At 61.0% G+C, this 23,303-nt stretch carries 20 protein-coding genes; 13 read left to right on the top strand and 7 right to left on the bottom strand.

Going from position 1 to position 23,303, the window contains the following annotated elements:
* Positions 1 to 61 precede the first annotated feature (61 nt).
* A complete protein-coding gene (locus EP165_RS03770; RefSeq protein ID WP_245439991.1) occupies positions 62 to 1,588 on the bottom strand; it encodes an ABC transporter substrate-binding protein in 1,527 nt (508 codons plus the stop codon).
* 203 nt (positions 1,589 to 1,791) lie between these two features.
* Here EP165_RS03770 and EP165_RS03765 point away from each other — a divergent pair, with 203 nt between their 5' ends.
* Entirely contained in the window at positions 1,792 to 2,529 is a 738-nt protein-coding gene (locus EP165_RS03765) for a GntR family transcriptional regulator (protein ID WP_127520201.1), read from the top strand.
* 30 nt (positions 2,530 to 2,559) lie between these two features.
* Here the strand turns inward: EP165_RS03765 and EP165_RS03760 are convergent, their stop codons facing one another.
* Entirely contained in the window at positions 2,560 to 4,014 is a 1,455-nt protein-coding gene (locus EP165_RS03760; RefSeq protein ID WP_127520200.1) for a sulfatase family protein, read from the bottom strand.
* A 206-nt stretch (positions 4,015 to 4,220) separates the two neighbouring features.
* Between EP165_RS03760 and EP165_RS03755 the strand changes: the two genes are divergently transcribed.
* The 3 genes from EP165_RS03755 to EP165_RS03745 are packed head-to-tail and all read left to right on the top strand — an operon-like array spanning position 4,221 to position 7,485.
* The gene (locus EP165_RS03755; protein WP_206075873.1) at positions 4,221 to 5,195 is read left to right on the top strand and encodes an ABC transporter ATP-binding protein; all 975 of its coding nucleotides are present in this window, start codon (positions 4,221 to 4,223) and stop codon (positions 5,193 to 5,195) included.
* A complete protein-coding gene (locus EP165_RS03750) occupies positions 5,192 to 6,208 on the top strand; it encodes an ABC transporter ATP-binding protein (RefSeq protein ID WP_127520199.1) in 1,017 nt (338 codons plus the stop codon). The genes EP165_RS03755 and EP165_RS03750 overlap by 4 nt, the downstream gene beginning before the upstream one ends.
* Positions 6,205 to 7,485 carry a sulfatase family protein gene (locus tag EP165_RS03745; RefSeq protein ID WP_127520198.1) on the top strand — a complete coding sequence of 427 codons (1,281 nt, stop codon included), beginning with the start codon at positions 6,205 to 6,207 and terminating at the stop codon, positions 7,483 to 7,485. The genes EP165_RS03750 and EP165_RS03745 overlap by 4 nt, the downstream gene beginning before the upstream one ends.
* 2 nt (positions 7,486 to 7,487) lie before the next feature.
* Here EP165_RS03745 and EP165_RS03740 read toward each other — a convergent pair whose 3' ends face one another.
* The 4 genes from EP165_RS03740 to EP165_RS03725 are packed head-to-tail and all read right to left on the bottom strand — an operon-like array spanning position 7,488 to position 12,806.
* Positions 7,488 to 9,005, bottom strand: a complete 1,518-nt coding sequence (locus EP165_RS03740) for a sulfatase-like hydrolase/transferase (RefSeq protein WP_127520197.1) — start codon at positions 9,003 to 9,005, stop codon at positions 7,488 to 7,490.
* 19 nt (positions 9,006 to 9,024) lie between these two features.
* On the bottom strand, positions 9,025 to 10,203 hold the full coding sequence (locus EP165_RS03735; protein WP_127520196.1) for a mandelate racemase/muconate lactonizing enzyme family protein: 1,179 nt from the start codon (positions 10,201 to 10,203) through the stop codon (positions 9,025 to 9,027).
* 21 nt (positions 10,204 to 10,224) lie between these two features.
* A complete protein-coding gene (locus EP165_RS03730; protein WP_127520195.1) occupies positions 10,225 to 11,724 on the bottom strand; it encodes a M81 family metallopeptidase in 1,500 nt (499 codons plus the stop codon).
* Positions 11,725 to 11,774: 50 nt separating this feature from the next.
* Positions 11,775 to 12,806, bottom strand: coding sequence for a succinylglutamate desuccinylase/aspartoacylase family protein (locus tag EP165_RS03725; RefSeq protein ID WP_127520194.1), 1,032 nt, complete (start codon positions 12,804 to 12,806; stop codon positions 11,775 to 11,777).
* 94 nt (positions 12,807 to 12,900) lie between these two features.
* On the opposite strand from EP165_RS03725, the gene EP165_RS03720 reads away from it, so the two are divergent.
* From EP165_RS03720 to EP165_RS03705, 4 genes are all read left to right on the top strand, one after another.
* A complete protein-coding gene (locus EP165_RS03720) occupies positions 12,901 to 14,073 on the top strand; it encodes a mandelate racemase/muconate lactonizing enzyme family protein (protein WP_127520193.1) in 1,173 nt (390 codons plus the stop codon).
* A gap of 25 nt (positions 14,074 to 14,098) precedes the next feature.
* The gene (locus EP165_RS03715) at positions 14,099 to 14,845 is read left to right on the top strand and encodes an SDR family NAD(P)-dependent oxidoreductase (RefSeq protein WP_127520192.1); all 747 of its coding nucleotides are present in this window, start codon (positions 14,099 to 14,101) and stop codon (positions 14,843 to 14,845) included.
* Positions 14,846 to 15,035: 190 nt separating this feature from the next.
* Positions 15,036 to 15,773: an SDR family oxidoreductase gene (locus EP165_RS03710; RefSeq protein ID WP_127520191.1), complete on the top strand. Its 738-nt coding sequence runs from the start codon at positions 15,036 to 15,038 to the stop codon at positions 15,771 to 15,773.
* A gap of 11 nt (positions 15,774 to 15,784) precedes the next feature.
* Positions 15,785 to 16,633, top strand: a complete 849-nt coding sequence (locus tag EP165_RS03705; RefSeq protein WP_127520190.1) for a fumarylacetoacetate hydrolase family protein — start codon at positions 15,785 to 15,787, stop codon at positions 16,631 to 16,633.
* A 281-nt stretch (positions 16,634 to 16,914) separates the two neighbouring features.
* Here EP165_RS03705 and EP165_RS03700 read toward each other — a convergent pair whose 3' ends face one another.
* Positions 16,915 to 18,120, bottom strand: a complete 1,206-nt coding sequence (locus EP165_RS03700; RefSeq protein WP_127520189.1) for a M24 family metallopeptidase — start codon at positions 18,118 to 18,120, stop codon at positions 16,915 to 16,917.
* 347 nt (positions 18,121 to 18,467) lie between these two features.
* On the opposite strand from EP165_RS03700, the gene EP165_RS03695 reads away from it, so the two are divergent.
* Genes EP165_RS03695 through EP165_RS03675 form a run of 5 tightly spaced genes read left to right on the top strand, consistent with a single transcriptional unit; the run spans position 18,468 to position 23,041 of the window.
* Positions 18,468 to 19,538, top strand: coding sequence for a TRAP transporter substrate-binding protein (locus tag EP165_RS03695; protein ID WP_127520188.1), 1,071 nt, complete (start codon positions 18,468 to 18,470; stop codon positions 19,536 to 19,538).
* Positions 19,539 to 19,565: 27 nt separating this feature from the next.
* The gene (locus EP165_RS03690; protein ID WP_164742946.1) at positions 19,566 to 20,171 is read left to right on the top strand and encodes a TRAP transporter small permease subunit; all 606 of its coding nucleotides are present in this window, start codon (positions 19,566 to 19,568) and stop codon (positions 20,169 to 20,171) included.
* A complete protein-coding gene (locus EP165_RS03685; RefSeq protein ID WP_127520186.1) occupies positions 20,171 to 21,457 on the top strand; it encodes a TRAP transporter large permease in 1,287 nt (428 codons plus the stop codon). The genes EP165_RS03690 and EP165_RS03685 overlap by 1 nt, the downstream gene beginning before the upstream one ends.
* A gap of 14 nt (positions 21,458 to 21,471) precedes the next feature.
* Complete coding sequence (locus EP165_RS03680) at positions 21,472 to 22,233, top strand: maleate cis-trans isomerase family protein (RefSeq protein WP_164742945.1); 762 nt, start codon at positions 21,472 to 21,474, stop codon at positions 22,231 to 22,233.
* The gene (locus EP165_RS03675) at positions 22,220 to 23,041 is read left to right on the top strand and encodes an IclR family transcriptional regulator (protein WP_127520184.1); all 822 of its coding nucleotides are present in this window, start codon (positions 22,220 to 22,222) and stop codon (positions 23,039 to 23,041) included. The genes EP165_RS03680 and EP165_RS03675 overlap by 14 nt, the downstream gene beginning before the upstream one ends.
* Positions 23,042 to 23,303: the final 262 nt, after the last annotated feature.

Genomic DNA, 23,303 nt, shown 5'->3' with positions numbered 1-23,303 from the left:
TCCGCGTGGCCGCCGGGGAATGCGATGCACTCCCCGGCGGCGTTGTCATACTAGAGTGTGTTCAGCCTTCGAACCACACATTGTACATGCGCGGAAAACGGAACGGCTTGAACCCTTTCACCGAAGAACGGCTGGCCTGCATCAGTCCGATATTGCCGAGCTTGACCACGCCGAAGAACTCGTAGAGGCGCGTCTGGATCTTCGCGAAGGTCTCCTTTCGGGCTTCCACCGTGGTGCCCGAGATCAGCTCTTCATAAAGCGCGTCGAGCTGCGGGTCGTTCTTGATGAAGTGCGGCTTCTCGCCGGTGAGCGTGGCGATCAGGCCAACCGGGCCGAGATAGGGCTCGATGCCCATCTGCAGCGTCCAGCCGTTCCAGCCCTCGGGCTGCAGCCTGATCTTCAGGGCAGTCGGCCAGTCGACCTGATTGACGACAGCGTTGATGCCGATCGCGTTCAGCTGCTCGGCGATCACGATGGCCGATTTGGAGTGACCGGGGATGTTCCCATCGGTCAGGATGGAAAATTCCTCGCCGGCATAGCCCGCTTCGGCAAGCAGTGCCTTGGCGCGTTCGGCGTCGGCCTGGTTGTAGTAGTCCTTGCCGATATCACCTGCATCGTAGGTCGTACCTTCGTACTGCCAGCCGTGGTCGAGCTGGAACAGCCCTTCCGTTGTGATGCCCATGACCTCTTCCATGTTCAGCGCCACCTGCACTGCTTCACGGAATTTGACGTTGTCGGACGGAGACACGTTCATGTTGAAGATGAAGGTGTTGAACGCCCACGGAATGTTCTCGTAGGTGACAATGTCGGCGTTGCTCTCCAGGCGCCGGGCCGACGGCACCGGAATCTGCTCGAGAATATGCACTTCGCCGGCTTCGAGAGCCGCCACCTGTGCGCCGGGCTCGGTGATGATACGGAAGGTGACCGTATCGAAATAGGCAGTCTTGTTGCCGCCAAAGCCGTCGACGCCGGAATAGCGCGTGTCGGCGCTGTAATCGGCGAAGCGTTCCAGTTTGACATGGCTGTCCGGAACATATTCGACATATTTGTACGGGCCGGTGCCAACGAAGCTGTTCTTGCCGGCTTCGGTGTCTGCGTCTTCCTCCGGAATGATAACTGCCGGAGCACGCGGCGACGAGAAGGCCTCCAGGAAGGTCGGTGTCGCCTTCTTCATCGTGAACGTGACTTCGTAGTCGCCGGTGATTTCGATGCTTTCGACCGGGTCGAGGAGGTTGCCGGTCGCGCCGACTTTGCGGTAGCGCTCGAGCGAGGCTTTGACGTCTGCGGCGGTCATCTCATCGCCGTTGTGGAACTTGACGCCCTTGCGAAGCGGGAAGCGGTAGGTCAGCCCGTCATCGGAGATGATGCAGTCTTCGGCGAGAATCGGGATTGGTGTTATGCCCTCGCTGAAGCCGTACAGCGTCTCGTAGATGTTCATGTTGATGTTGCGCGAAGCCTGAGAAGACGTCGACATCGCGTCGAGGCTTGGTGGGTTGGAACCCTGTACGACAATGACGTCGCCACCCATCGTCTGGGCCAGGGCGTCACTCGGGAAAAATGCTACCGAAAGGGCGAGCGCCCCAGTCACGGTTAGCACCCGTCCCATCGTTTTCAGTCGGCGATGCACTCCCATTTTCTCTCTAGCTCCCTGTTGGATTGGTATGTGGCGCCCTCAGAGACTTGTGGTTTACGGCCCATTGCCGCTATATCGGTGCCTCTAAGGATTTCGTATAATCGTATTATCGTATACAATGTTCGCATAGGACCTGAATGTCAAGGAATTCGCCGAACATGCCGACCGACACCACGCAAAAGACGTCCAGCAAACTCGCTACGCTCACGCCGCTGTCTGCGAAAACACTTGTAGATCAAGTAGTTGACGCGATTGTGGAGGCCACCGCTATGGGCGTCTTCCTTCCCGGCGACCGCATCGTGGAGGCGGAGGTGGCCCGCTCGCTGAATGTCAGCCGAATTCCCGTTCGCGAAGCGCTGCGTCTGTTGGAGAGCCAGGGTGTTGTCGTCAGCGAACGTTATCGAGGCATGCGCCTGATGAGCGTCAATATCGACCGTCTCGAAAAGTCGCTGAAGGTCAGGTTGGCTCTGGAGAAGCTGGCCGGGGGCGAGGTGATTAATCGGGCGCGGGTCGACCCGTCGGTTCTTGCGCCACTGGAAGAAGTTCTGAAGCGCATGCACGCCGCGGCGGACGCCGGCGACAGTTTTCAGGTTGCCCGCCTCGACACCGAGTTTCATCACTGCCTCTGCCAGCTGTCGCAGAACGATATTCTCGTCCGCGCCTGGGAACCGCTTTCGAGGCAGCTGACCATCATATTCGGCCTTTCGACCCTGAAAAAAGGCGTGAAGAGTATTGTTGCCGAGCATGACGACGTCATCGAAGCGATCCGCCGGGGAGATATCGAAGCGTTCGACAGCCTGATGGAGGTCCACATCCTCGATTATTCGCGCGCCGTCGATTACGAGAAGCTGGTCGAGCAGCTCCGCAAGCTGGAGAGCCGGCGCAAGGCCAGCTGAGCCGCCGGTGCGCTTTGCGGCGCAACCGGACTAGGCAACGGGCGCAACGGTGTTGCGCGCTTCGATCCCGAAAGAACCGGCCAGGGCAAAATCGTCGCCCGTGGCGTCCAGCAATTCGCAGAGGCGGCGATGCATGTCACGCGCCAGTGCGGCGTGTTCGGGCCGATCGACCAGATTGTCCATTTCATGGGGGTCGGTATGCAGGTCGAACAGCTGCCAGGGCCGGGCGCCTGTCCGGTCTCCGATCACCGTATATTTATAGCGCGCGGTCCGCACACCTCGCCACGTCTCGTCATAGTAGCTGCGATTGGCACGGGTCTCCGTCACGAATTCAAGCAGTACGCCTCGTCGGTCCGGTTCCCCTGTTTCACCGCGAATGAAAGGCGAGATATCCATGCCGGGCAGGCCATCGCCGGCCTTTCCTCCGGCAAGCCCCAGGAACGTCGGGAAGAGATCCTCCGTATTGACCGGGACCGAGGCGGTTTGCCCGCGCCGCGCAACCAGAGCTTCCGGGCCTGAAACGATCAGGGGAATTCCGACCGATTCTTCCCATGGCTCGGCTTTGCCCAGCATGCCGTGGCTGCCCCCGAGCTCGCCGTGGTCGGACAGGAATACGACCACGGTATTGTCCGCCAGGCCTTCCTTCTCAAGCGCCGCATTCAACCGGCCCATATTGTCGTCGATTCTCTCGATCATCGCGTAATAGGCTTGCATGTTGGCCTCCGCGACGCGCTCAACCGAAGCCGGGTCGTCCGGGTCCACTTTCCCGGCCGGGCCGCTTTCTTCAAACCATTCGGGCGGAAAAAACCTGATGCCGCCAAGGTCGACATTAGGCCGAAACAACAGGGGGCCCCGATCGCGAACGCGCCGAAGGCTGTCCTCCGGAGCAGTGAAGGGCGGGTGCGGTGCCTCGACCGACAGCATCAGGACAAAGGGTTGGTCGCCGCTGCGGTCTTTTTCCAGATACTCCAGAGCAAGCGAGAACAGCCCGTCCGTCTGATAGCCATCGATCCGGCGGGGCTGCGGATCGTCGTTTGCGAAATAGTAGGTATCGTAGAATTCATTGCGCAGCTCGAAGCCCCGCCAGTAGTCGAAGCCACGCCGATGGCTGGCCGGGATCGGAGTGCGGCACGCCTGCGAGAGGGTCAGTCCGCCGCTCACTCCATAGGCCGAATAAAGGTGCCATTTGCCGATATAGGCGGTAGCGTAACCCTCGTCTTTCAGCGCGTCCCCGATTGTCCGTTCGGCTGGTGATAGCCTGAAACCAAGTGCCGGAACGTTGCGCGAATGAGCATATTGGCCGGTGATCATCGAGAAGCGAAATGGCACGCAGGCCGGAAACGTCGCGCAAGCCGAGGTGAAGCGGACGCCGTTCTGGGCCATTCGGTCCAGGTTGGGTGTGCGCACATTCGGGTCGCCTGCGCAGCTCATCGCATCCCGCCGCATCTGATCGACCAGGACCACTATTATGTTCGGCTTGTTCATCTTTTTCGCCCCTGGTTGGGTAATACGGTGGGATTCTCAGGCCGGAACACCCGTTCCGAGACGGACATTCTCTATGGGTCTATCCTTGCAAATCGTATAATAGTATACAATCATGAATCTGATGAAGACGGTTTTTGGGTGGAACATTGAACGCTGAAGTCGATGAAAACGAAAAGCGGAGCGCGGCGGCCGAGGCTGGAGCCGGTCTGCTTCTGGAGGTCGAAAATCTTCGCGTTTCGTTCAGCGGCGTGAACATTGTCGACGGTCTGTCCTTCTCGCTTTCGCCCGGCGAAATCCTTGGAATCGTCGGCGAATCCGGCTCGGGCAAAAGCATGACCGCGCTCTCCATCATGCGGCTGCTACCCAAAAACGGCGTGATCGCGGCGGACCGGCTGCGGCTGAATGGCGAAGATTTGCTCGGCGCCAGCGATGCCAGGCTGGAAGAGCTGCGTGGTGCCTCGATGGGCATGATTTTCCAGGAGCCCATGACTGCGCTCAACCCGGTGCTGACCGTCGGGGACCAGATCATGGAAACGGTTCGCAGGCATTTGAAGGTCGGGCGGCGCGAAGCGCGCGAGCGCGGCATCGAGGCTTTGCGGCGCGTCGGAATTCCTTCGCCCGAGCAGCGCATGGACGATTTTCCGCATCGGCTGTCGGGCGGGATGCGCCAGCGCGTGATGATCGCGATGGCGCTGATCTGCAGGCCCAGGCTGCTGATCGCGGACGAACCGACAACGGCGCTCGATGTGACCGTGCAGGCCCAGATTCTGGACCTGATGCTCGACCTGCAGGACGAGTACAAGATGGGGATCATCCTGATCAGCCACGATCTCGGTGTGGTGTCGGCGTTCACCGACCGCGTCATGATCATGTATCTCGGGCAGGTGCTCGAGGACGCCAAGGCCGAAACGATTTTCTCTCAGCCGCTGCATCCATACACCGAGGGCCTGCTTGCGAGCATTCCGCCGGTCGATCGCGACGAGGAAAGGTTGGAGGCAATCAGGGGAACCGTGCCGCCGATCTTCGACCTGCCGCCCGGATGCCGTTTCGAACCGCGCTGCGGTTATGCGCGCCCCGCCTGTGCAACGGCTGTTCCGAGCCTTGTCGAATGCCAGCCGGCGCACCGGGCCGCATGTATTCGCAATACAGGCTATGAATTCCTACAGGAAATTTCGCGATGACGACCGAGCGCGCCGGCAAACCCATTCTGGTCGTCGATCGCCTGAGCAAGGACTTCGTCGTCGGCAAGGGCGGCCTTTTCGGCGAGAGCCGCTCCATAAGGGCGGTCGACGAGGTCAGCTTCACGATCAACCGGGGCGAAACGCTGGGGCTGGTCGGCGAGAGCGGCTGCGGCAAGACGACCACCGGGCGGCTTGTTCTGCGCCTTCTGGAAGCCACGTCCGGCAGCGTTCACTTTGAGGGCGAGGACATCCTGTCTCTCGAAAGAGACGCGCTGCGCGCCGTGCGGCGCAACATGCAGATCATTTTCCAGGATCCTTTTGGCGCGCTCAATCCGCGCATGACGGCCGGCGAGCTGATCGTGGAGCCGCTCGTTATCCACGGTGTGGGTGACGCCGTCTCGCGCGAGCGGAAGCTGAGATATCTGCTCGACCGCGTGGGTCTCGCCGCGTTTCATGCCGGACGCTACCCGCATGAGTTCTCAGGCGGACAGCGTCAGCGTATCTGTATCGCGCGGGCGCTGGCGCTGGAGCCGGCCTTTATCGTCTGCGACGAGGCGGTGTCGGCTCTCGATGTTTCGGTACAGGCGCAGACGTTGAACCTGTTGCAGGACCTGAAGCGCGATCTTGGCCTGACCTATCTTTTCATCTCGCACGACCTCGGCGTGGTCCGGCACATATCGGACAATGTCGCGGTGATGTATCTCGGCCAGATAGTCGAGATGGGTGCGAAAGGCTCGATCTTTCGAAGTCCGGCGCACCCATACGCGCAGGCGCTGCTGCAATCGGTGCCGTCGGCGGCGAAAGGGCGCAAATCCTTTTTCACCATCGAGGGCGACATCCCGAGCGCCGCCAATCCGCCGAGCGGCTGCCGCTTCCACACCCGCTGCCCGATCGCCGTCGAACGCTGCTCAAGCGAACGCCCGGCGCTGCGCGAAGTCATGCCGGGACATCTGGCAGCGTGTCACCTGGCGGGAACGCCGGCCAATCCAGTGCACACCGAGGAACTCATATGACCGACCGTCCCAACATCGTCCTCGTCCTTTCCGACCAGCAGCGCGCCGACTCGCTCGCTTCCTATGGCAACCGTTTCACGGTCACGCCGGGTACGGATGCGATGGCTGCGGCCGGCAAGTCCTTTGACGCTGCCTTTACGCCCTGGCCGGTTTGCACCCCGGCCCGGGGCACGATGTGGACCGGGGTCTATCCGCATCGGCATCAGCTCATCGACAACCTCTATGGTGTCGACAACGCATTTGCCTCCCATGCTGCCGTTAAGAAGACGGTGTTCGACCATCTGCGGAATGCCGGCTACCTCACCGCGCATTTCGGCAAATGGCACCTGGGTGAGATTCAGCCGCCCTTCTTCGATGTGTGGGTGGAATCGTTCAACTCCCGCAAGGGACATTGGATGGACGGAAAACTCGATGGCGAATACCGGCCGGACCGGCAGACAGATGCCGCCGTTGCCTTTCTGGATGAGCGAAAGGACGCAACGCAGCCATTCGCCATGGTGCTGAGCTTCTATCCTCCGCACGATCCCTATTCGGCGCCGGAGCGCTTTTATGAGCCCTATCGCGGCAAGGGAGTGCCCTTCGCCGGCTATTACGCGGCGGTCAGCGCGTTGGATGAAAACCTGGCGCGTGTCCGCGCGGCACTGGAAGAAAACGGCCTCGCCGACAACACCTACGTTATCTATTTTTCCGACCACGGAGATACGTTCTGGTATCGCCGGGAAGGCGAGCACAAATTCGTCTGCCATGACGATGCGATCCGTATTCCCTTCATCGTCGAAGGGCCGGGCATCGATCCCGCGACGCGCTCGGATGCTCCGGTCGGCCTGCAGGACCTGGCGCCGACGATGCTCGATTTCGCGGAAGCCCAAATACCGTCTTCCATGCATGGCCGCAGCCTCAAGCCGCTGCTGCTGGACGGCGATGCCGGCGGCTGGCGCGACGACTATTACGTCCAGAATATCACCCATGTGAGCAAGATCGAGCAGCGCGCGATCCGGACGGCGGGGTGGAAATTGATCGCGTCGGCCAATGGAGAGCATGAACTCTACAATCTCCAGGCCGATCCCGAAGAAGAACTCAATGTGTTTCTCACACCGCGCGACGATGGCGGTTTCCAGCGTTTCAAGCACTATCCGGACTATGCGGCCGTCATCGGCGAACTGGTGGCGCGAATGAAAAACTGGGCCGACGCGATGGGCGACGAGCGTGGGCTTGAGCTCGCCGGTGACGTTGCGAAGTCGATCGCCCCGCGCCTTGAGGTTCTGGAGAAGGCGTGAGCCTATTTCGACGGCGGGTCCACCCAGCTGTCGCCGGCGGCGATCGCAAACTGATACGTGCTCGTCGGCTGCGTCTGTTGGCCCCATTGGCGCAGGACCGCTTTTTCGGCGCAGCGCAAGTCGACTTCATGCCTGATCCGTTTCGGGTCCCACCCGTCCAGGACCCGCGCCGCCAGCTGTTGCCGCAGCTCCGCATATTCCGGGTCGTCCCCCAGATCGTGCAGTTCCGACGGATCGGTCTCTAGGTCGAACAGTTGCGGCCTGTGGCCTTCGACATGGACGTATTTGTATCTGCCCGAGCGGATCATGCGCTGGGTGGTCGCTTCCGGCCCGGTCCACACTGACGACAGATCGGTGACGTATTCGCTGAAGGTCTCATCGTCCCACACGGCGTCGGCATCCGCGGCAACCGGCAGAAGGCTCCTTGCGTTCGACCTCGGCAGTGCGGCTGCGCCGGCGGCCTGGAGCATTGTCGCGTTGAGGTCGCTGAGATTGACAATGTGCGCGCGGCGTTCGCTCTGCGGGAGAACACCCGGCCAGGACATTACAAGGGGCACGCGCACGGATTCCTCGTAGAACGTGTTCTTCCACCACAGGCCACGTTCGCCGATCTGCTCGCCATGATCGGACGCGTAGACCACCAGCGTATCATCGCCGAACCCGGCCTCTTCAAGCGCGTCAAGAATCCTGCCGATCTTCCGGTCGAGGGCGTGCACCAGACCGTAATAGGCCGTGCGGGCTCGGATGCTGTCGTCCGGAGCGGCGTCCTCGCAGCCGCTGAACCGACGCCAGTTCACCAGCCAGGGGTGTTCCGCCGAAGGGTCGGGGCACGGCAGCTCCGGCAGGCCCACCTTGCCCTCGAACAGGTCGTAATCCTCTGCTCGTGCGACAAACGGACAGTGCGGAAGAATAAAGCCGACAGCGAGCAGGAACGGCTGGTCGGAACCGGCAGTTCGCTCGGCGCCCAGCTCCGCAAGGCGCGCGCAGGCGGCGTCGGTGGTCGCGTCGTCCACCACCTCGTAGCCGGATTGACCGCGGCCCGATCTGCTGATGCTGACCGCCGGCACAGCCTCACCGCTGGCAGCCGGCGCCGAGGGTCCCTGTGCGCCTGCAAGAACGCCGAGGTCCTGCCGGCCCCCGCCCAGCCAGTTCGGTGAGCAGTCGCCGATATGGCGCTCTGAAAAACCATGCAACTGGTCGGGGCCGATCGAATGCATCCGGCCAGCCAGGATCGTCCTGTAGCCGGCGGCGCCCAGCGCGTGGGCATATGTCGGCAGATCGGAAGCGAGCTGATCTTCCAGCGTCCAGCAGCTTTGTTTGTGCGGCCACTGACCGGTAAGCAGCGACATGCGGCTTGGCGTGCAGATCGGGGAAGCGCAATACGCGTTGTCGAACGTCACGCCGCGGCGGGCGATCCGATCGATGTTGGGTGTCGCGCCAAGTGCGTCGCCGTAACAGCCCGCAACTTTGTAGGAATGCTGGTCGGATAGCAGGAAGAGAATGTTCGGTCGCTTCGCCATGCCGTTCGCCGGTGTCCCGTCAGTCGATCCGAGGTGTCCTGTAGAGAGTCTGGTTGCCGACCTTGATTTCCGCATCGACCAGATATGGCTTGAGAGCCGGGAGATCGACATCGACGCCCAGACCAGGCCGCTCCGGCGCACATATTTCACCATTGCCGTCGCGCAAAATAGGGTTCTCCGCCACCGCAAGGGCAAGCGGGCGGGGAGCTGCCGGGTATTCGCAGATGCGGTCATCGGCGATACCGGCATAGGCCTGCAGCGAAGCGCTCAGCGCCAGATGGGTTGTGAAGGTGTGGTTCACGTAGGTGATGCCGCGTTCCACGGCGAGGTCGGCGACGATCTTCGAAGGCCCGATGCCGCCGATACGCCCGCAGTCGATCTGGATATGACCGACTTTGCCATAGTCCATCAGATGCCGGGCCATGGCCACATTGTGGGCCGCCTCGCCGCCGGCAAGCCGGACCTTGGATTTCATGCCGGCCAGCGCAGCATAGGCTTCATAGGCGCTGCCGAAAAACGGTTCCTCGAACCAGAGCACCCGGGCGGCGTCGAGGCCGGCCAGACGCTGGGAAGCGGCATCGATGTCCTCGCCGAAGATCTGCCCGACATCGACCATGAGATGTGCGTCCGGCCCGATACCCTCGCGCGCGGCCGCAAACTGGTCGGCGTCGGCTTTGACACTGCCCGTTCCGATGGGCCCCCAGCCGAATTTGGCGGCGCCGAAGCCGTCGGCGCGGGCTTTCCTGCCGCGCTCCAGTGTCTCCTCCGGCGTATTGCCGAATAGAAGCGATGCGTAGGGAATCTTCGGTTCGGAGCGCTTGTAGCCCAGCATCTTCCACACGGGCTCGTCGCGCCGCCGGCCAAGCAGGTCCCAAAGCGCCATCTCGATACCGGAAAGCGTGTGAGGCGCCTGAAGCAGGTCCATACTGTCGCGCGCAACCAGCGCGCTGATGCGGGCGATGTCGTCGGGGCCTTCCAGCTTTTGTCCCAGAACCGACGCTGCGACGGGCCGGCACGCGCCATGCGACATGGGGCATATGAATGCCGCTATCGAGGGCAGCGGCGCCGCTTCGCATTCGCCCCACCCGATGTGGCCTCCGGCCGATACGCGCACGATAAGCGCATCCTGGCTGCCGTCGGCATCCGTCGTCACCTCCGGCATGGCGAAATAGAAGAAATCGACCGTTTCAATTTTCATGGACTGGACCGCCTCGTTGGATCAGCGGCCCTGGTGGCCGGGATAGATCGTCGCTTCGGGTTTGAACTCGACATCGGGGTCGAGCGGATACATCGGACGCGCGCAGATGGTGTGGCCGAGGCTTGGAATGTCGGCTGAGGTCGCGCCCGGCGCGTCGATGTTGAAATTCTTCTCCACCCACGCGTCGTACATGTGGAATTCGGTATGCGGCGATTTGACAATCACCAGATCGAAATCCGTGGGATTGCAGCCATTGGCATAATACATCGCGCGGTCGAACAGGCTGATTGTCTGAGAAAATACCACCACTGTGAAATTGTCGAAGGTCAGGACCGCGGTCGGACCTGCGTCGAGTTCCGTCTGCATGGTCTCCAGCCGCGAATGCCCGTCGGACAGGAGCTTGACCCGCGCGGTCACCGGCATCGGCCTGTAGCGGCCGGGATCGATCGCGCCGCCAAGCGTAACCGAAACCGTGCCGCCAACGCCCGCCTTGTGCGCCGCCGCGGCGGCAGCAGGATCGACGATCTGCGCCAGCACGCGCTTGCCGTATCCGGCATCCCGCAGCGCCGCGATGATCGCGTTGGAGTCGCCCGTTGCACCTGACGAGGTCGCGTCCGCCGCGTCGGTGAAAACCACCGTTCCGTTCATCGTGCGGGCCTGTGCGATCGCACGGTCGAGCGAAATCAGCTTCCCCTGCATGCGGAAACGCTGCGGCCAGAACTCGTTTGCGAGCCGGATCGCCTCGGCTTCGGCGACTGTCGGGTCGTCATCGGCCTCGACGATCACCTGCGTGCAAAGTTCCGGCACGTCGGTAAACGGATTGCCGATCATGATGCCGGCGGCGAGCGCTGTGCCGTCACGCTCGATGCGCTGGCATTCGCGGATGAGATCGCCATAGCAGCCTGTCGCGGTGATCAACTCGTCGCCGCGCACGAGTGCGGGGACAACAACGCGCGCGATGACGGGCCTTGCCGTTCCGTCGAGGATTTTCAGCAGCAGCCTTGCGGCACGCGCTCCGGTGTCGGCGAAATCGACATGAGGGTAGGTGTGGTAGAGCGCCAGCCCGTTGATCTGCCGCAGCATCCTGTCAGTCAGAATGCCGTGTAGGTCCAGCGAGATCACGATGGGAATGTCGGGGCCGGCCATCTTGCGGATTTCGGCAAGCAGATAGCCTTCCGGATCGAGCTCGCCGTCGGCGCCCATTGCGCCATGCAGCGATGCATAGACCGCATCGACGCCGTCGATACTGGCGCGAACCTGGTCGAGTATTTCGGTCGAAAGCCGCTTCCACCCGTCGGCTGACAGGAGCCCGGCGCTGCCGGCGCGTGCGGCGACGGTGGGCACCACCGTCACATCGGGCCGGGCCTCGAAAACCTCGAACGCACCGCCGAGTTCGGTGTTCAGCCCGCGATGGTTGAACAGTTCGTCGCCATGCGAGATGTGAAAATTTGCGTATTCCGACGGCAGCGGATTGAACGAGGAGATTTCCTGCTTGCAGTCGAGGACAAGTATTCGCGCCATGGGGTTCTCCGTAGCCGGTGCGGCGCGAACCGCAACGGCTGGATGTTGGGCTAGTTTGAGGGTGCGTAGTCGGTCATGACCACGGCAACGGTGTCGCCGCGCCCGACCCGGCCCGGCCCGGCTGACATCCACAAAATGCCGTCGCGCTTGTATTTGATCTCGATGGGGGCACGGTCCACGTCTTCGACAAAATGCAGATATCCCGCCGCCTGGCCGGCGAAGACCTGTTCGCCGACGACGTTGCACGGCTCGAATGTACCGACCGCCGGCGCAAACGAATAAAGGTCCGGTTCGGCCACCATCATGTGGCGCGTGGCGGGACTGCCGTCGGCCTGAGCGGTTTCGGGGTCGCCATCAATGACGTTGAAGTATTTGAGAATATTGTCGACACCGCGCCGCCCGATGCGGACACCCTCGACACTGACCCGGCCCCAGCCGCCGAGTTCGGTGCCAAGCGAGATGATGCCGCGGCGCTCAACGCAGGATGTGAAGGTCGCGCCTTCGTCGACTCCGCTGAACACGACGTTGTAGGGTGCTCCGAATGCCGCCGCGGCCTCAAGCGTGCGCTTCATGCGCTCCGGGTCGCCGACATCGTGCATATTGGTTGACAGGGCGGAATCGCCGGAGTGCCCGGCCGTATGCATATCGACTGAAATATCGGCCATGGGCAGGATCACACTGTCCATGAAGTGAGCGAGCATTTCGCTGAACGTGCCCTTGGGATTGCCTGGAAAGCAGCGATTCATGTCCCTGTTGTCGACCGGCGACAGGCGCGTATCGCTGTGCACCGCCGGCACATTTACGGCCGGCATCATGATCACGCGCCCTTGCACCGCACCGGGGTCCAGGGTCTGCGACAGGCGCGAGATGGCAATTGGTCCCTCATATTCGTCGCCGTGAACGGCGCCGGTCAGAAGAACTGTCGGCCCGGTCCCGTTTTTCACGACAATGATCGGGATTTCGACAATTCCCCAACCCGAAGTATTGCGCGATAGTGGAGCCCGCAGATACCCTGCCTGCCTGCCGTTCCTGTCAAAATCTATTTCGCAGGCAATGCGGCTCTTCTCTGTCGTCATGCTCATCAACGAACCCTCGTATGACTCTTGAATTGTATAATTGTATACTATATCCATTGCTGTCAACACGGTTCGGAAACCGCGAACAGGAGAGGACGACATGCATGGGCCCGCTGGAAAAAGCACCTCGGCCGTTCGCATCACGCGGGTCGCGGTGGCGCCGCTTGTAGGCGAAAGTCCGCCCGGTGGCTGGTCTGAGGAAATCAAGGCCGACGACTCGATCCACGCGTTGATTGCGGTTCACACCGACGCGGGCATTACAGGATATGGCAGTGCATTTGCCGAAGGCCGCCTGGTGGCTGCGGGCATGAAGGTGCTCGAACCGCTTATTGTCGGCGAAAACGCGCTGGAGCCGGAACGCGTAAGCGAAAAGCTGCACCAGAACACGTTCTGGATGGGCCGCGGCGGCACCCTGACTCACTGCATCAGCGGGCTCGACATCGCGCTGTGGGACATTCTCGGCAAGTTCACTGGGCTCTCGATCGGCCGCCTTGCCGGCGGGCGGTACAGGGACCGTGTCACACCCTATTGCTCACTGCTTATGGACGAGCCCTCCATCATGGCGGACGAGATCGCCGGCTACAGCGAAAGCGGGTTCCGCGCCTTCAAGATCGGCTGGGGTCCGTTTGGCCGCCGCGACGACTACAAGCTCGACGAGGCGATTGTCGAGGCGGCAAGGCGTGCCTTGCCTGAAGGCGGAAAATTGATGGTCGATGCGGGCGCCAGCGATGCTTATTGGCCGAACGGTCTCAAATGGGCGCTCCGTACGGCGGATATGCTCGCAGATCACGACGTGTGCTGGTTCGAGGAACCGCTCAGGCCGGACGATATCGATGACTTCGTCACCCTGCGGCGCGAAAGCCGGGTACCCATCGCGGGCGGCGAGGTACTGACGAGGAGGCAGGCCTACCTTCCGTTTCTGATGCGCGGCGCTTTTGATATCGTCCAGCCGGACGTCACGAAAGTCGGCGGCTTGAGCGAACAGCGCAGGATCGCCCGCATGGCAGACGATTTCGGCGTGCGGTATGTCGGCCATGGGTGGAACACCGCGCTTGGTCTCGCGGCCGACCTGCAGCTGGCGGCGGCGCTGCCGAATGTCGATCTCGTCGAATATATCGGCGGCAGCGCTTATGTGGACGACATTATGGCCAAACCGTTCGCTCTCGACGCAGAGGGAATGCTGGGCATTCCCGATCTGCCCGGTCTTGGCGTTTCGCTCGATCCCGAACGGGTAGCAAAATACGCGCCGGACGCAGCCGGCCTTTTCACATAATCACCATGCACGCGGGCAGTTTCGAATGAACCAGTATGACCTCCAGGACCGGGTAGCGATTGTAACGGGCGGCGCGCAGGGCATCGGGCTTGCCGTGGCAAAAAGGCTGGTCGCCTCGGGTGCCCAGGTCAGCCTGTGGGACCGCGACCGCTCTCTTGTGGAAGCGACAGCCGCTGACCTCGGCGAGCAGGCGCATGCGGTCGTGCTCGACCAGACGGATACCGCCGGGGTCAAGGCCGCCGCCGACGAAGTTGCCGAGCGGTTCGGCAGGATCGATGTCCTTGTCGCCAATGCGGGGATCGCGGGTCCCAATGCCACGGTGGCGGACTATCCTGTCGATGAATGGAAGAGCGTCGTCGATATCAACCTCAACGGGGTATTCAACTGCTGCCGCGCGGTAATTCCGCACATGATTGCGCGCAACTACGGCCGCGTCGTCAACGTGGCCTCCATCGCTGGCAAGGAAGGCAACCCCAACGCAGCAGCCTATTCCGCATCGAAAGCCGGCGTCATCGCGCTCACAAAATCTTTGGGCAAGGAAACGGCGGGGTACGACATCGCCGTCAATTGCGTAACTCCGGCCGCAGCACGCACGCGCATTTTCGACCAGATGCAGCAAAGCCACATCGACTACATGCTTTCCAAAATCCCGCGCGCCCGTTTTCTGGAAGTCGACGAGGCAGCATCGATGATCGCCTGGTTGTCGACGGAAGAGAATTCCTTCACGACCGCCGCTGTCTTCGACCTGTCGGGCGGGCGCGCCACCTACTAGCTGGGCGGCGCGAATACGTCGCCGGTCGCCAGGAGTATTTTTCGGCGAGGCGACACAACAGCGGGTTTCGTACCTTGCCGCAAGCGTTGGGCCGGGAGACAAAGCCGAAAACGCTTGGCGTGTTTTCTGTTGATCATTGGTACCGGTCGGGCCCATTTGCCTGCCGGTACAGACAATTGAGGAGAAACGAATGTCGCGCCTAGAGGGGAAGACATGTCTGGTAACCGCGGCCGGGCAGGGCATAGGCCGGGCGTCGGCGCTGGCAATGGCCCGCGAGGGCGCGCGGGTAATCGCCACTGACATCAATGCCGGGGCACTCGCCGAGCTTGCACGTGAAGGCATCGAGACGCGTATCCTCGATGTGCTCGACCCGCAGGCGATCGTTCAGGCGGCGGCCGAGGTTGGTGCGCCCGATGTTCTGTTCAACTGTGCCGGCTTCGTCGCCGGCGGCACGATAATGGACTGCGACGAGGATCAGTGGGCGTTTTCCTTCAGCCTCAATGTCACGGCGATGTACCGCATGATCCGGGCTTTCCTGCCGGCCATGATCGGTGCTGGCGGCGCGTCGATCATCAACATGTCCTCGGTCGCATCTTCGGTGATCGCGGCGCCCAACCGCTTCGTCTACGGCACCACCAAGGCGGCCGTCATCGGCATGACGAAGTCGATTGCCGCGGATTATGTGACACAGGGCATCCGCTGCAACGCGATTTGCCCCGGCACTGTCGAAAGCCCGTCGCTCGAACAGCGGCTTTCCGCAGGGGGGGACTATGATGCAGCACGGGCCGCTTTCGTGGCCCGCCAGCCGATCGGCAGGATCGGCAAACCTGAGGAAATCGCGGCACTCGTGGTCTATCTTGCATCGGACGAAAGCGCATACACCACCGGCGGGATCCACGTGATCGACGGCGGCTGGGCCAATATCTGAAGGAGCGGAATGTGAAACTTGTACGTTTTGGTGAGCCCGGCGCCGAGAAGCCTGGCATTGTGGATTCAGATGGGGCGATCCGCGACCTCTCCGGGCTGGTGCCCGATATCGGCGGCGATGCGATCTCGCAAGCGGGCCTGGCGAGGCTGGCGGCGGTCGACCCCGCATCGCTGCCTCTGGCGCCGGCCGCTGCGCGGCTCGGCCCCTGCGTGGCCGGTACCGGCAAATTCATCTGCATCGGCCTGAACTATGCCGACCACGCCGCCGAGAGCGGCATGGACGTGCCGCCCGAACCGGTCATCTTCATGAAGGCGACGAGCGCCATCTGCGGCCCGAACGACCCGATCCTCATTCCGCGCGGCAGCGAAAAGACCGACTGGGAAGTCGAGCTTGCGGTCATTATCGGCAAACGCGCGAAATACGTGTCGGAGGAGGACGCTCTCGATTACGTGGCCGGTTACGCCGTGACCAATGACGTCTCCGAGCGCGCTTTCCAGATCGAGCGTGCCGGTCAGTGGACCAAGGGCAAGTCGAGCGACAATTTCGGCCAGATCGGACCATGGCTGGTCACCCGCGACGAGGTTGAAGACCCGCAGAACCTCTCAATGTGGCTGAAGGTGAATGGCGAGACCAAGCAGGACGGCTCGACCCGCACCATGGTCTACGGGGTCAGGCACCTCGTTTCCTACCTGAGCCGTTTCATGAGCCTGCATCCGGGCGATGTGATCTCCACCGGAACGCCGCCCGGTGTTGGCATGGGCCAGAAGCCGCCGCGCTATCTCAGGCCGGGCGATGTGGTCGAACTTGGCATCGAGGGCCTCGGTTCCCAGCGACAGGACGTCATCGCCGATCCTGAATAGGATCGTGCCGGCGCCGCGCGAAATCCAAGCATTTCGCGCGGTGACGACCTGTAAAGGGGTGGTGTGGTCGCCAGCGAACCGGTCTCGGCTTCTGTTAGGTGAAGGTGCCGGACGACGGCTTCCGCATGGCCATCGCGTTTGCGTTGGCCGCATAACCGGGTAGCGGCCGTCAGCATACCCTCGGAGAAAGTCCGTTCGATCGCGCCTCGCCGCCGTTCACCCAACCCCAAAGGTGTGGTGCGTGCGTTCATGCGCCAAGTTGAGCTGTGCAGTATGCCTGCCTAGCAGGGGATAACCCTCAAGGAGCGGTCGAGGCTGCTGATGAGTTCGAAACCTGATGAGGTAACAATGCCGGTATCCTCGCACATCATTCCGCCCCAGCCAGGTTCGTAATAGGGGGTCTCTAGGCAGAACGTTGCGTTTTCCTGCAGCCTTGCTTCGCTGTGCGCGTTGATGACCGGTGCTTCGTAAACTGCAAGGCCGATGGAGTGGCCGAGGTGGTGTCGGCGAAAATTGGCGAAACCTTCCCGTTCGACAGTTCGCATGCCGGCTTCGAATACCTTGCTTGCAGCTGTGCCCGCGCGCGCGACTTCGATTTCCGCCTCCAGCCCTTTGAGGAGGGCGCGATACCGGCTGGCCTGTAATTTCGTGGGCTCACCGACGACCGCTGTGCGTGCAAGATCGGACTTGTAGCCGAAGTAACTGCAGCCAACGTCAAAGCGAAGCAAATCCCCCGGCTTCAGAGCGCGGTTCGCCGGGAAACAGTCGCAATAGGCGCTGCGAGGCCCGCCGACAACGGTGACGTTACGTGTAAAGCCACCGCCCATCGACATGGTTGCGGCCACGATACTGGCAATTTCCTTTTCGCTGACACCCACTTCGGCGGCCCGGATTCCGGCATCGATCGCCTGCTCGGTGATACTCGCCGCATGACGCAGAAGCGCAATTTCGTCGCCGAACTTCTGTGCACGCGTCTGCAACATGAAACTTGTGGCATCCGTCGTGTCGAAGTCTGAATTCTTGAGTGACTCCGCAATCGACGCAGGCAGGTGATCGAACTCAATGCCGATCTGCTTCGGCTTGATCCGGGTCATTGCCGCCGCCAGCGCATCGGCGAAATCGTTATGCCACTGTCGTCCATGCATGCCTGAACGATCTCCGGAGAAGTAGAACTCGCCGAATGGATAGAATTCATCGGCCTTGAAGCCGGCCTCTTCGGCGGCGGCGCAGTCCGCAGTGGGGGCAACCATGATCAACTCGTCTGCGGTGACGATAGCGCAATAGCCGTATCGGCGGTTGATGGTTGCTGGCATGCTTTCATAGCCGCTCGCGTACAGAACGTTCTCCGGGCTCGAGACCAAAAGCGCGTCAATTGCCGACTTTTGCATCCTGTCGCGAAGCCGGGCGAGCCGCTGGCGAGCCAACGAGCGAAGGTCCACATTGATCGCTCCGGACTGGAGCGTCTTGTGATTCAAGGCAGTGTTCATTCAGCTGGGTTCCGGTAGAAGAGTCATAATTGTTCCTATAATTGGAACGTCGTTTTATTGTGCATCACCGGTGAATTCCGGTCAATCGCCAGGAAGTGCGCTCGAGTGGAAAGAGGCCGGTTTTTGCGCGACGGCAAGGCGACATTTCTCGAAAAAGCCTAAAAATATTAGGAAAATGCTGGGTGCCGGTGAATCCTGGCCGTCCCTGTGGGGAGGCTGCGATTCCCGGCCAACCTGCCGGTTGACCGTGGCAATTCCTGATGATAATCGTAATAAATGATAACTTTGTTCCGATAATAGGAACAAAATTTGTATGTTTTGCAAACGCGCTTTGAGGGAGAAACGTCATGGCATTGAAGATGCTGGTTAGAATTGGAGCGATAGCCGCTCTGACCTGGGCTGGGGGCCTGGCCGCGGCTGCGGAACCCGTCACCCTGCGGGTCATTGGCCCGGCCAACAACGGCACAAGCTGGAAGATGTTCTATCGGCCGTTTTTTGAGGAAACCCTGCCCGCAATGTCGGAGGGTAAAATCAATGTCGAGCTGACCAGCCTAACCGACATGGGCATCAAGGGGCCGGAGGTGTTTCGCCTCGTGCGTCTCGGTGTAACCGACATCGCGACCACGGTCGCCGGCTATACCTCCGGCGAGGTGGCCGAGCTCGACGGCTACGATCTCACTGGTGCGGTCCAGGATATCGATACGCTGCAGAACGTTGTCGACGCCTACACGCCCGCAATTACCAAGATCATGGATGAGCGCGTCGGTGTGACCGTCCTTGGTCTCTATCCCTCTGTTCCGCAAGGTCTGTGGTGTGCGGCGCCGATATCCGGCCTTGAAGACATCAAGGGCAAAAAGGTGCGGGTATTCTCCGCAACCCAGGCCGACCTCATCACGGCGATCGGCGGCACGCCGGTAACGCTGGCATTTGCCGAGGTTGTGCCCGCGCTTCAGCGCAAGGTAATCGAATGCGCCGTTACCGGAACCTTGTCAGGCAACATTTCGAAGTGGCCCGAAGTCACCACCCATCTCTATCCGATCAACATGGGTTGGAGCCTCTATCTGGTCGTAGCCAACACAACCAACTGGAATGCGCTTTCTGAGGAAAACCGGAACTTCATTCTCGACAAGCTCCACTCGGAGATGATCGCTGATGCATGGCAGCTGGCGCGGGATGGCGACCAGCAGGGAATCTGGTGCTCGACTGGCGACAGTCGCTGCACCTACGGCGAAGCCGAATTCGTTACCCCTTACGACCTCGAGCTCGTGCCGGTCACCGACGAGGACAAGGCGCAGATTCGCGAACTGGTTCGTACCGTTCAGCTGCCGAAATTCGCTGAGCGTTGCGGTACGGAGTGCGTCCAGGAATGGAACGCTACGGTTGGTGAAGTGCTCGGCATCCAGGCGTCTGCCGAATAATTGACTGTCGAAACAGGAGCGCAGTTCGTGGATTATCTGCAAAGCACCGTTGAGCGAATATCGCGCTGGTCCGTCTATTTCTGCGGCGCGCTCCTGTTAGGCTGTGTCGGTCTGATCACCTTCGAGGTGGTCGGCCGCAAGCTTTTCAATCACTCTCTCCTGGCCGTTGAGGAGCTGTCCGGATACGCGCTGGCGATAAGCGTTGCCTGGGGGATTTCCTATACGCTGCTGCAGAAGGGCCATATCCGGATCGACGCGCTTTATGTTCATCTGCCAGCACCGCTTCGCCGCATCCTCGACGTTGCAGCGCTTCTGGCGCTGGCGCTGGTGTTCGGCACGCTGGTTTGGCACGCCTCGGGCGTGTTGCACGAATCGCTGCGGCTCGGCGCCAAGGCAAGCACGCCATTGGCGACGCCTTTGTGGATCCCGCAGAGCTTGTGGCTGGCCGGTCTCGGTTTCTTCTGCCTTTGCGTTTTCATGTTGCTGGCGCGTGCCGCCCAGCTCATCCTCCGTGGCGATTTCGCTGGTCTCGAAAGAGAGATAGGCGCGCACAATACCGAGCAGGAGGTTGAGTTCGAGCTCGCCGCCGAGCGGGAACGGAACCAGGCATCCAATATCTCTGGTGACCGCTGATGTTGCTTACCGCTTTCATTCTTCTGCTGATTTTGATGGCCTTGGGGCTGCCTGTGATGGCCGTTCTGGCTCTGATCGGCATGTCCCTCGATTACCTCTATTCGCCCATGCCGCTGACGCGCGTGATGGGGGAAGTGATCTGGCAGCATTCCAACGAATATCTTCTGCTCGCGATTCCGCTGTTCATTCTTCTGGGCGAGATCATGCTGCGGGCCGGCATCGCCGCCAGAATGTATGCCGCTGTCGGTCAGTGGATCTCCTGGTTGCCGGGAGGATTGATGCACACCAATGTCGGCACGAGCGCGCTGTTCGCCGCGACGTCGGGTTCAAGCGTTGCCACTGCGGCGACGATTGGTACCGTCGCGCTGCCCGAGATCGAGCGCCACGGTTACAACGAGAGACTGTTCCTCGGCAGTCTGGCTGCCGGCGGCACGCTCGGTATCCTCATTCCGCCTTCGATCAATATGATCCTCTACGGCGCGCTAACCGATACGTCGGTACCTCAGCTTTATGCCGCAGGCATCATTCCAGGCATCATCATGGCTGGCCTGTTCTCGATGGCGATCATCGTTGCCTGCAAATGGAACCCCAGGCTGCAGGGCAATCCCGTCAAGACCGACTGGCAGCGTCGGTTTTCAGCGCTTCCGGATCTGCTGATCCCGCTGGTGCTCTTTATTATTATCGTCGGCAGCATCTACGCCGGTTTCGCCACTCCCACCGAGGCGGCCGCACTCGGCGTCGTAGCCGCGTTCATCCTGGCCGCAGCCAACCGGCAGCTCAATATGCCGATGCTCGCACGCTGCATTGAGGGGACCCTGCGTACCACGGGGATGACATTGATCATCATCTTCGTGGCCTACTACCTGAATTTCGTTCTGGCCTCGATTGGCTTTGTAAGTGTCGTTAACCAGGCAATCGCGGCACTCGCCTGGCCGCCGCTGCTCATCATGCTGGCGCTTATTGTCATGTATGTCCTCATGGGCATGTTCATGGACACGTTTGCGGTCATGGTTCTGACCATTCCCTTAGTCACGCCAATCGTCGTGTCGCTGGGCTACGATCCGGTCTGGTTCGGCATTCTGATGATGATCCTGTGCGAAACTGCGCTGATCACTCCGCCGATCGGCATGGTTTGTTTCGTGGTGCAGGGCGTGCGCAAAAGCGGGTCGCTGAGCGATGTCTTCATCGGCATCACACCGTTCCTCAGCGTCCTGTTCCTGATGATGGCTCTGCTGCTGGCATTTCCTTCGATCGCCCTGTTCCTTCCAGAACTGCTTTACCGATGAGTGAGGGCGTTCAGATGACTTCGGACACGCAGGCAGGCACCGGCTCAGCGCCGACTCGGCTTGGCTTTCTCATTCCGCAGCTGAATGTCATGTGCGAAAGCGAGTTTCCTCGGCGGGTGCCGGAAGGGGTGAGCTGTCATTTCACCCGCTTGCCTAGACGTGGGTCCCAGATGCAGGGCGACGATCTGGTCGGCATGATGTTGAACGCCCCCGACCATGCCGAACTCCTGAAACGTATCGATGTCCGCGTCATTATGTGCGCCTGCACCAGCGGCACATTCTTCGGCGACACGCCGCAGGTTGACGAATTGGCGCACCGCGTCGCGGACCGCACTGGTATTCCAAGCTTCACGACCTCGTGCGCGGTTGTTGACGCGCTGGCTGCTGTGAAGGCGCGCTCGGTCTATATGCTGACCCCCTATCCACTCGATATCGCCGATCAGGAGATCCGCTTCCTCGACCATTACGGTTTCAGGGTGAGCGCATCCTATTCGTTCGAGTGCGCAGAAAGCAGGCAAGTCCGCGAGCTGGGCGCCGATAGGGTACGCAGAGCCTTGCTTGAAGACCGCGCCGCGGTCGAGCAGGCGGACGCCGTGTTCCTAAGCTGCACGAATATGCAGACAATGGATGTGCTGACCGAGCTCGAAGAGGTATTTGACAGACCGGTGATATCATCCAATTCGGCAACGCTCTGGCGTGCCATGGCAGCGGCGGGGTGCAATTTCGAAGACGTGCAATGCGGCCGGTTGTTTCGATTGCCCCATGAGGAAAACTGAACGGCACATTCGTGACATTGGAGCAAAGGTGACAAAAAGCGCTTCGTTGGAAAAAGGGTTGCTCGTTCTCAATCTGCTTGATGGCACAGAACAACCATTGGGCATCAGGGAGATCGCGCGCCGTTTGTCGATGGCCCCAGCGGTAACGCAGAGGATGGTTTCGACCTTATCTGAGTACAACTATGTGACTCAGGACCCCGACAGCAGGAAATACAAACTCGGCTACAGGGCTCTCTCGCTGGGATCTAACATGCTGAGCGACGATGCGCTCGTTTCGAGTGCCATGCCGGAACTGCGTCGGCTGGCCGATCTTCGCAATCTCAATTGCTATCTCGGCGTCGTACAGCGGAACAGTCTGGTTTACGTACTGGCAGTACAGAGCAGTGGCCCGGTTGCCATTCGCAGTGCACCTGGCACGGTATCGCATTTTCATTCCACTGCGATGGGCAAGGCGCTGCTTGCCGCGACCGATGAGGAGACTGCGAGGGCTTTGCTTGGGAGCGAACCTCTCGCTGTTCTCACATCAAGAACCATGACGGAAATCGACGCTGTTCTGGACGATCTGGGAACTGTACGCCGCACCGGTTTCGCTACGTCGATTGAAGAGAACCTTCCAGGCATTCACGGTGTCGGCGCGGTCGTGCGTGATGCCAGCGGCAAGGCCGTGGCTGGCCTGAGCGTTGCCTATTCTCCGCAGATTTCACCGCAGCAGACGATCGAAGCGGCTGCGCGGCTTGTTACCGAGGCCGCCGACAACGTTTCACGTCGCTTGGGGTGTCCGCTCGACAGATTGATCAATGCGGTCTGATGGCCGGTCCGGCCAGCGCTATCGATCCCTGGATCAGGCGGAAGCAAGGACGACGGAAGATGCGTCGATGTCGGACCGAAGCCGGATCGGACCTGATGGCGCGGGCTGCTTGCGGGTGCTTGCCGTTGTCGCTTTTCTCAATGCCCTGCTGTTGGCAAGGCGCTCTCCAACCGCTGAAAGCTGATCAGAATGTACATGCAAACCAAGTCGTCCAACTATCCGGCTCGCCTGAACGGGGAGCTCCAGGGATTCAAGTGCATCC

Origin of the sequence: Mesorhizobium sp. Z1-4, from assembly GCF_004000235.1 — a bacterium.
Lineage (GTDB): Bacteria > Pseudomonadota > Alphaproteobacteria > Rhizobiales > Rhizobiaceae > RCIO01.
Note: the sequence above shows the minus strand (reverse complement) of the source record. Positions and strands in the feature narration are given on the sequence as shown.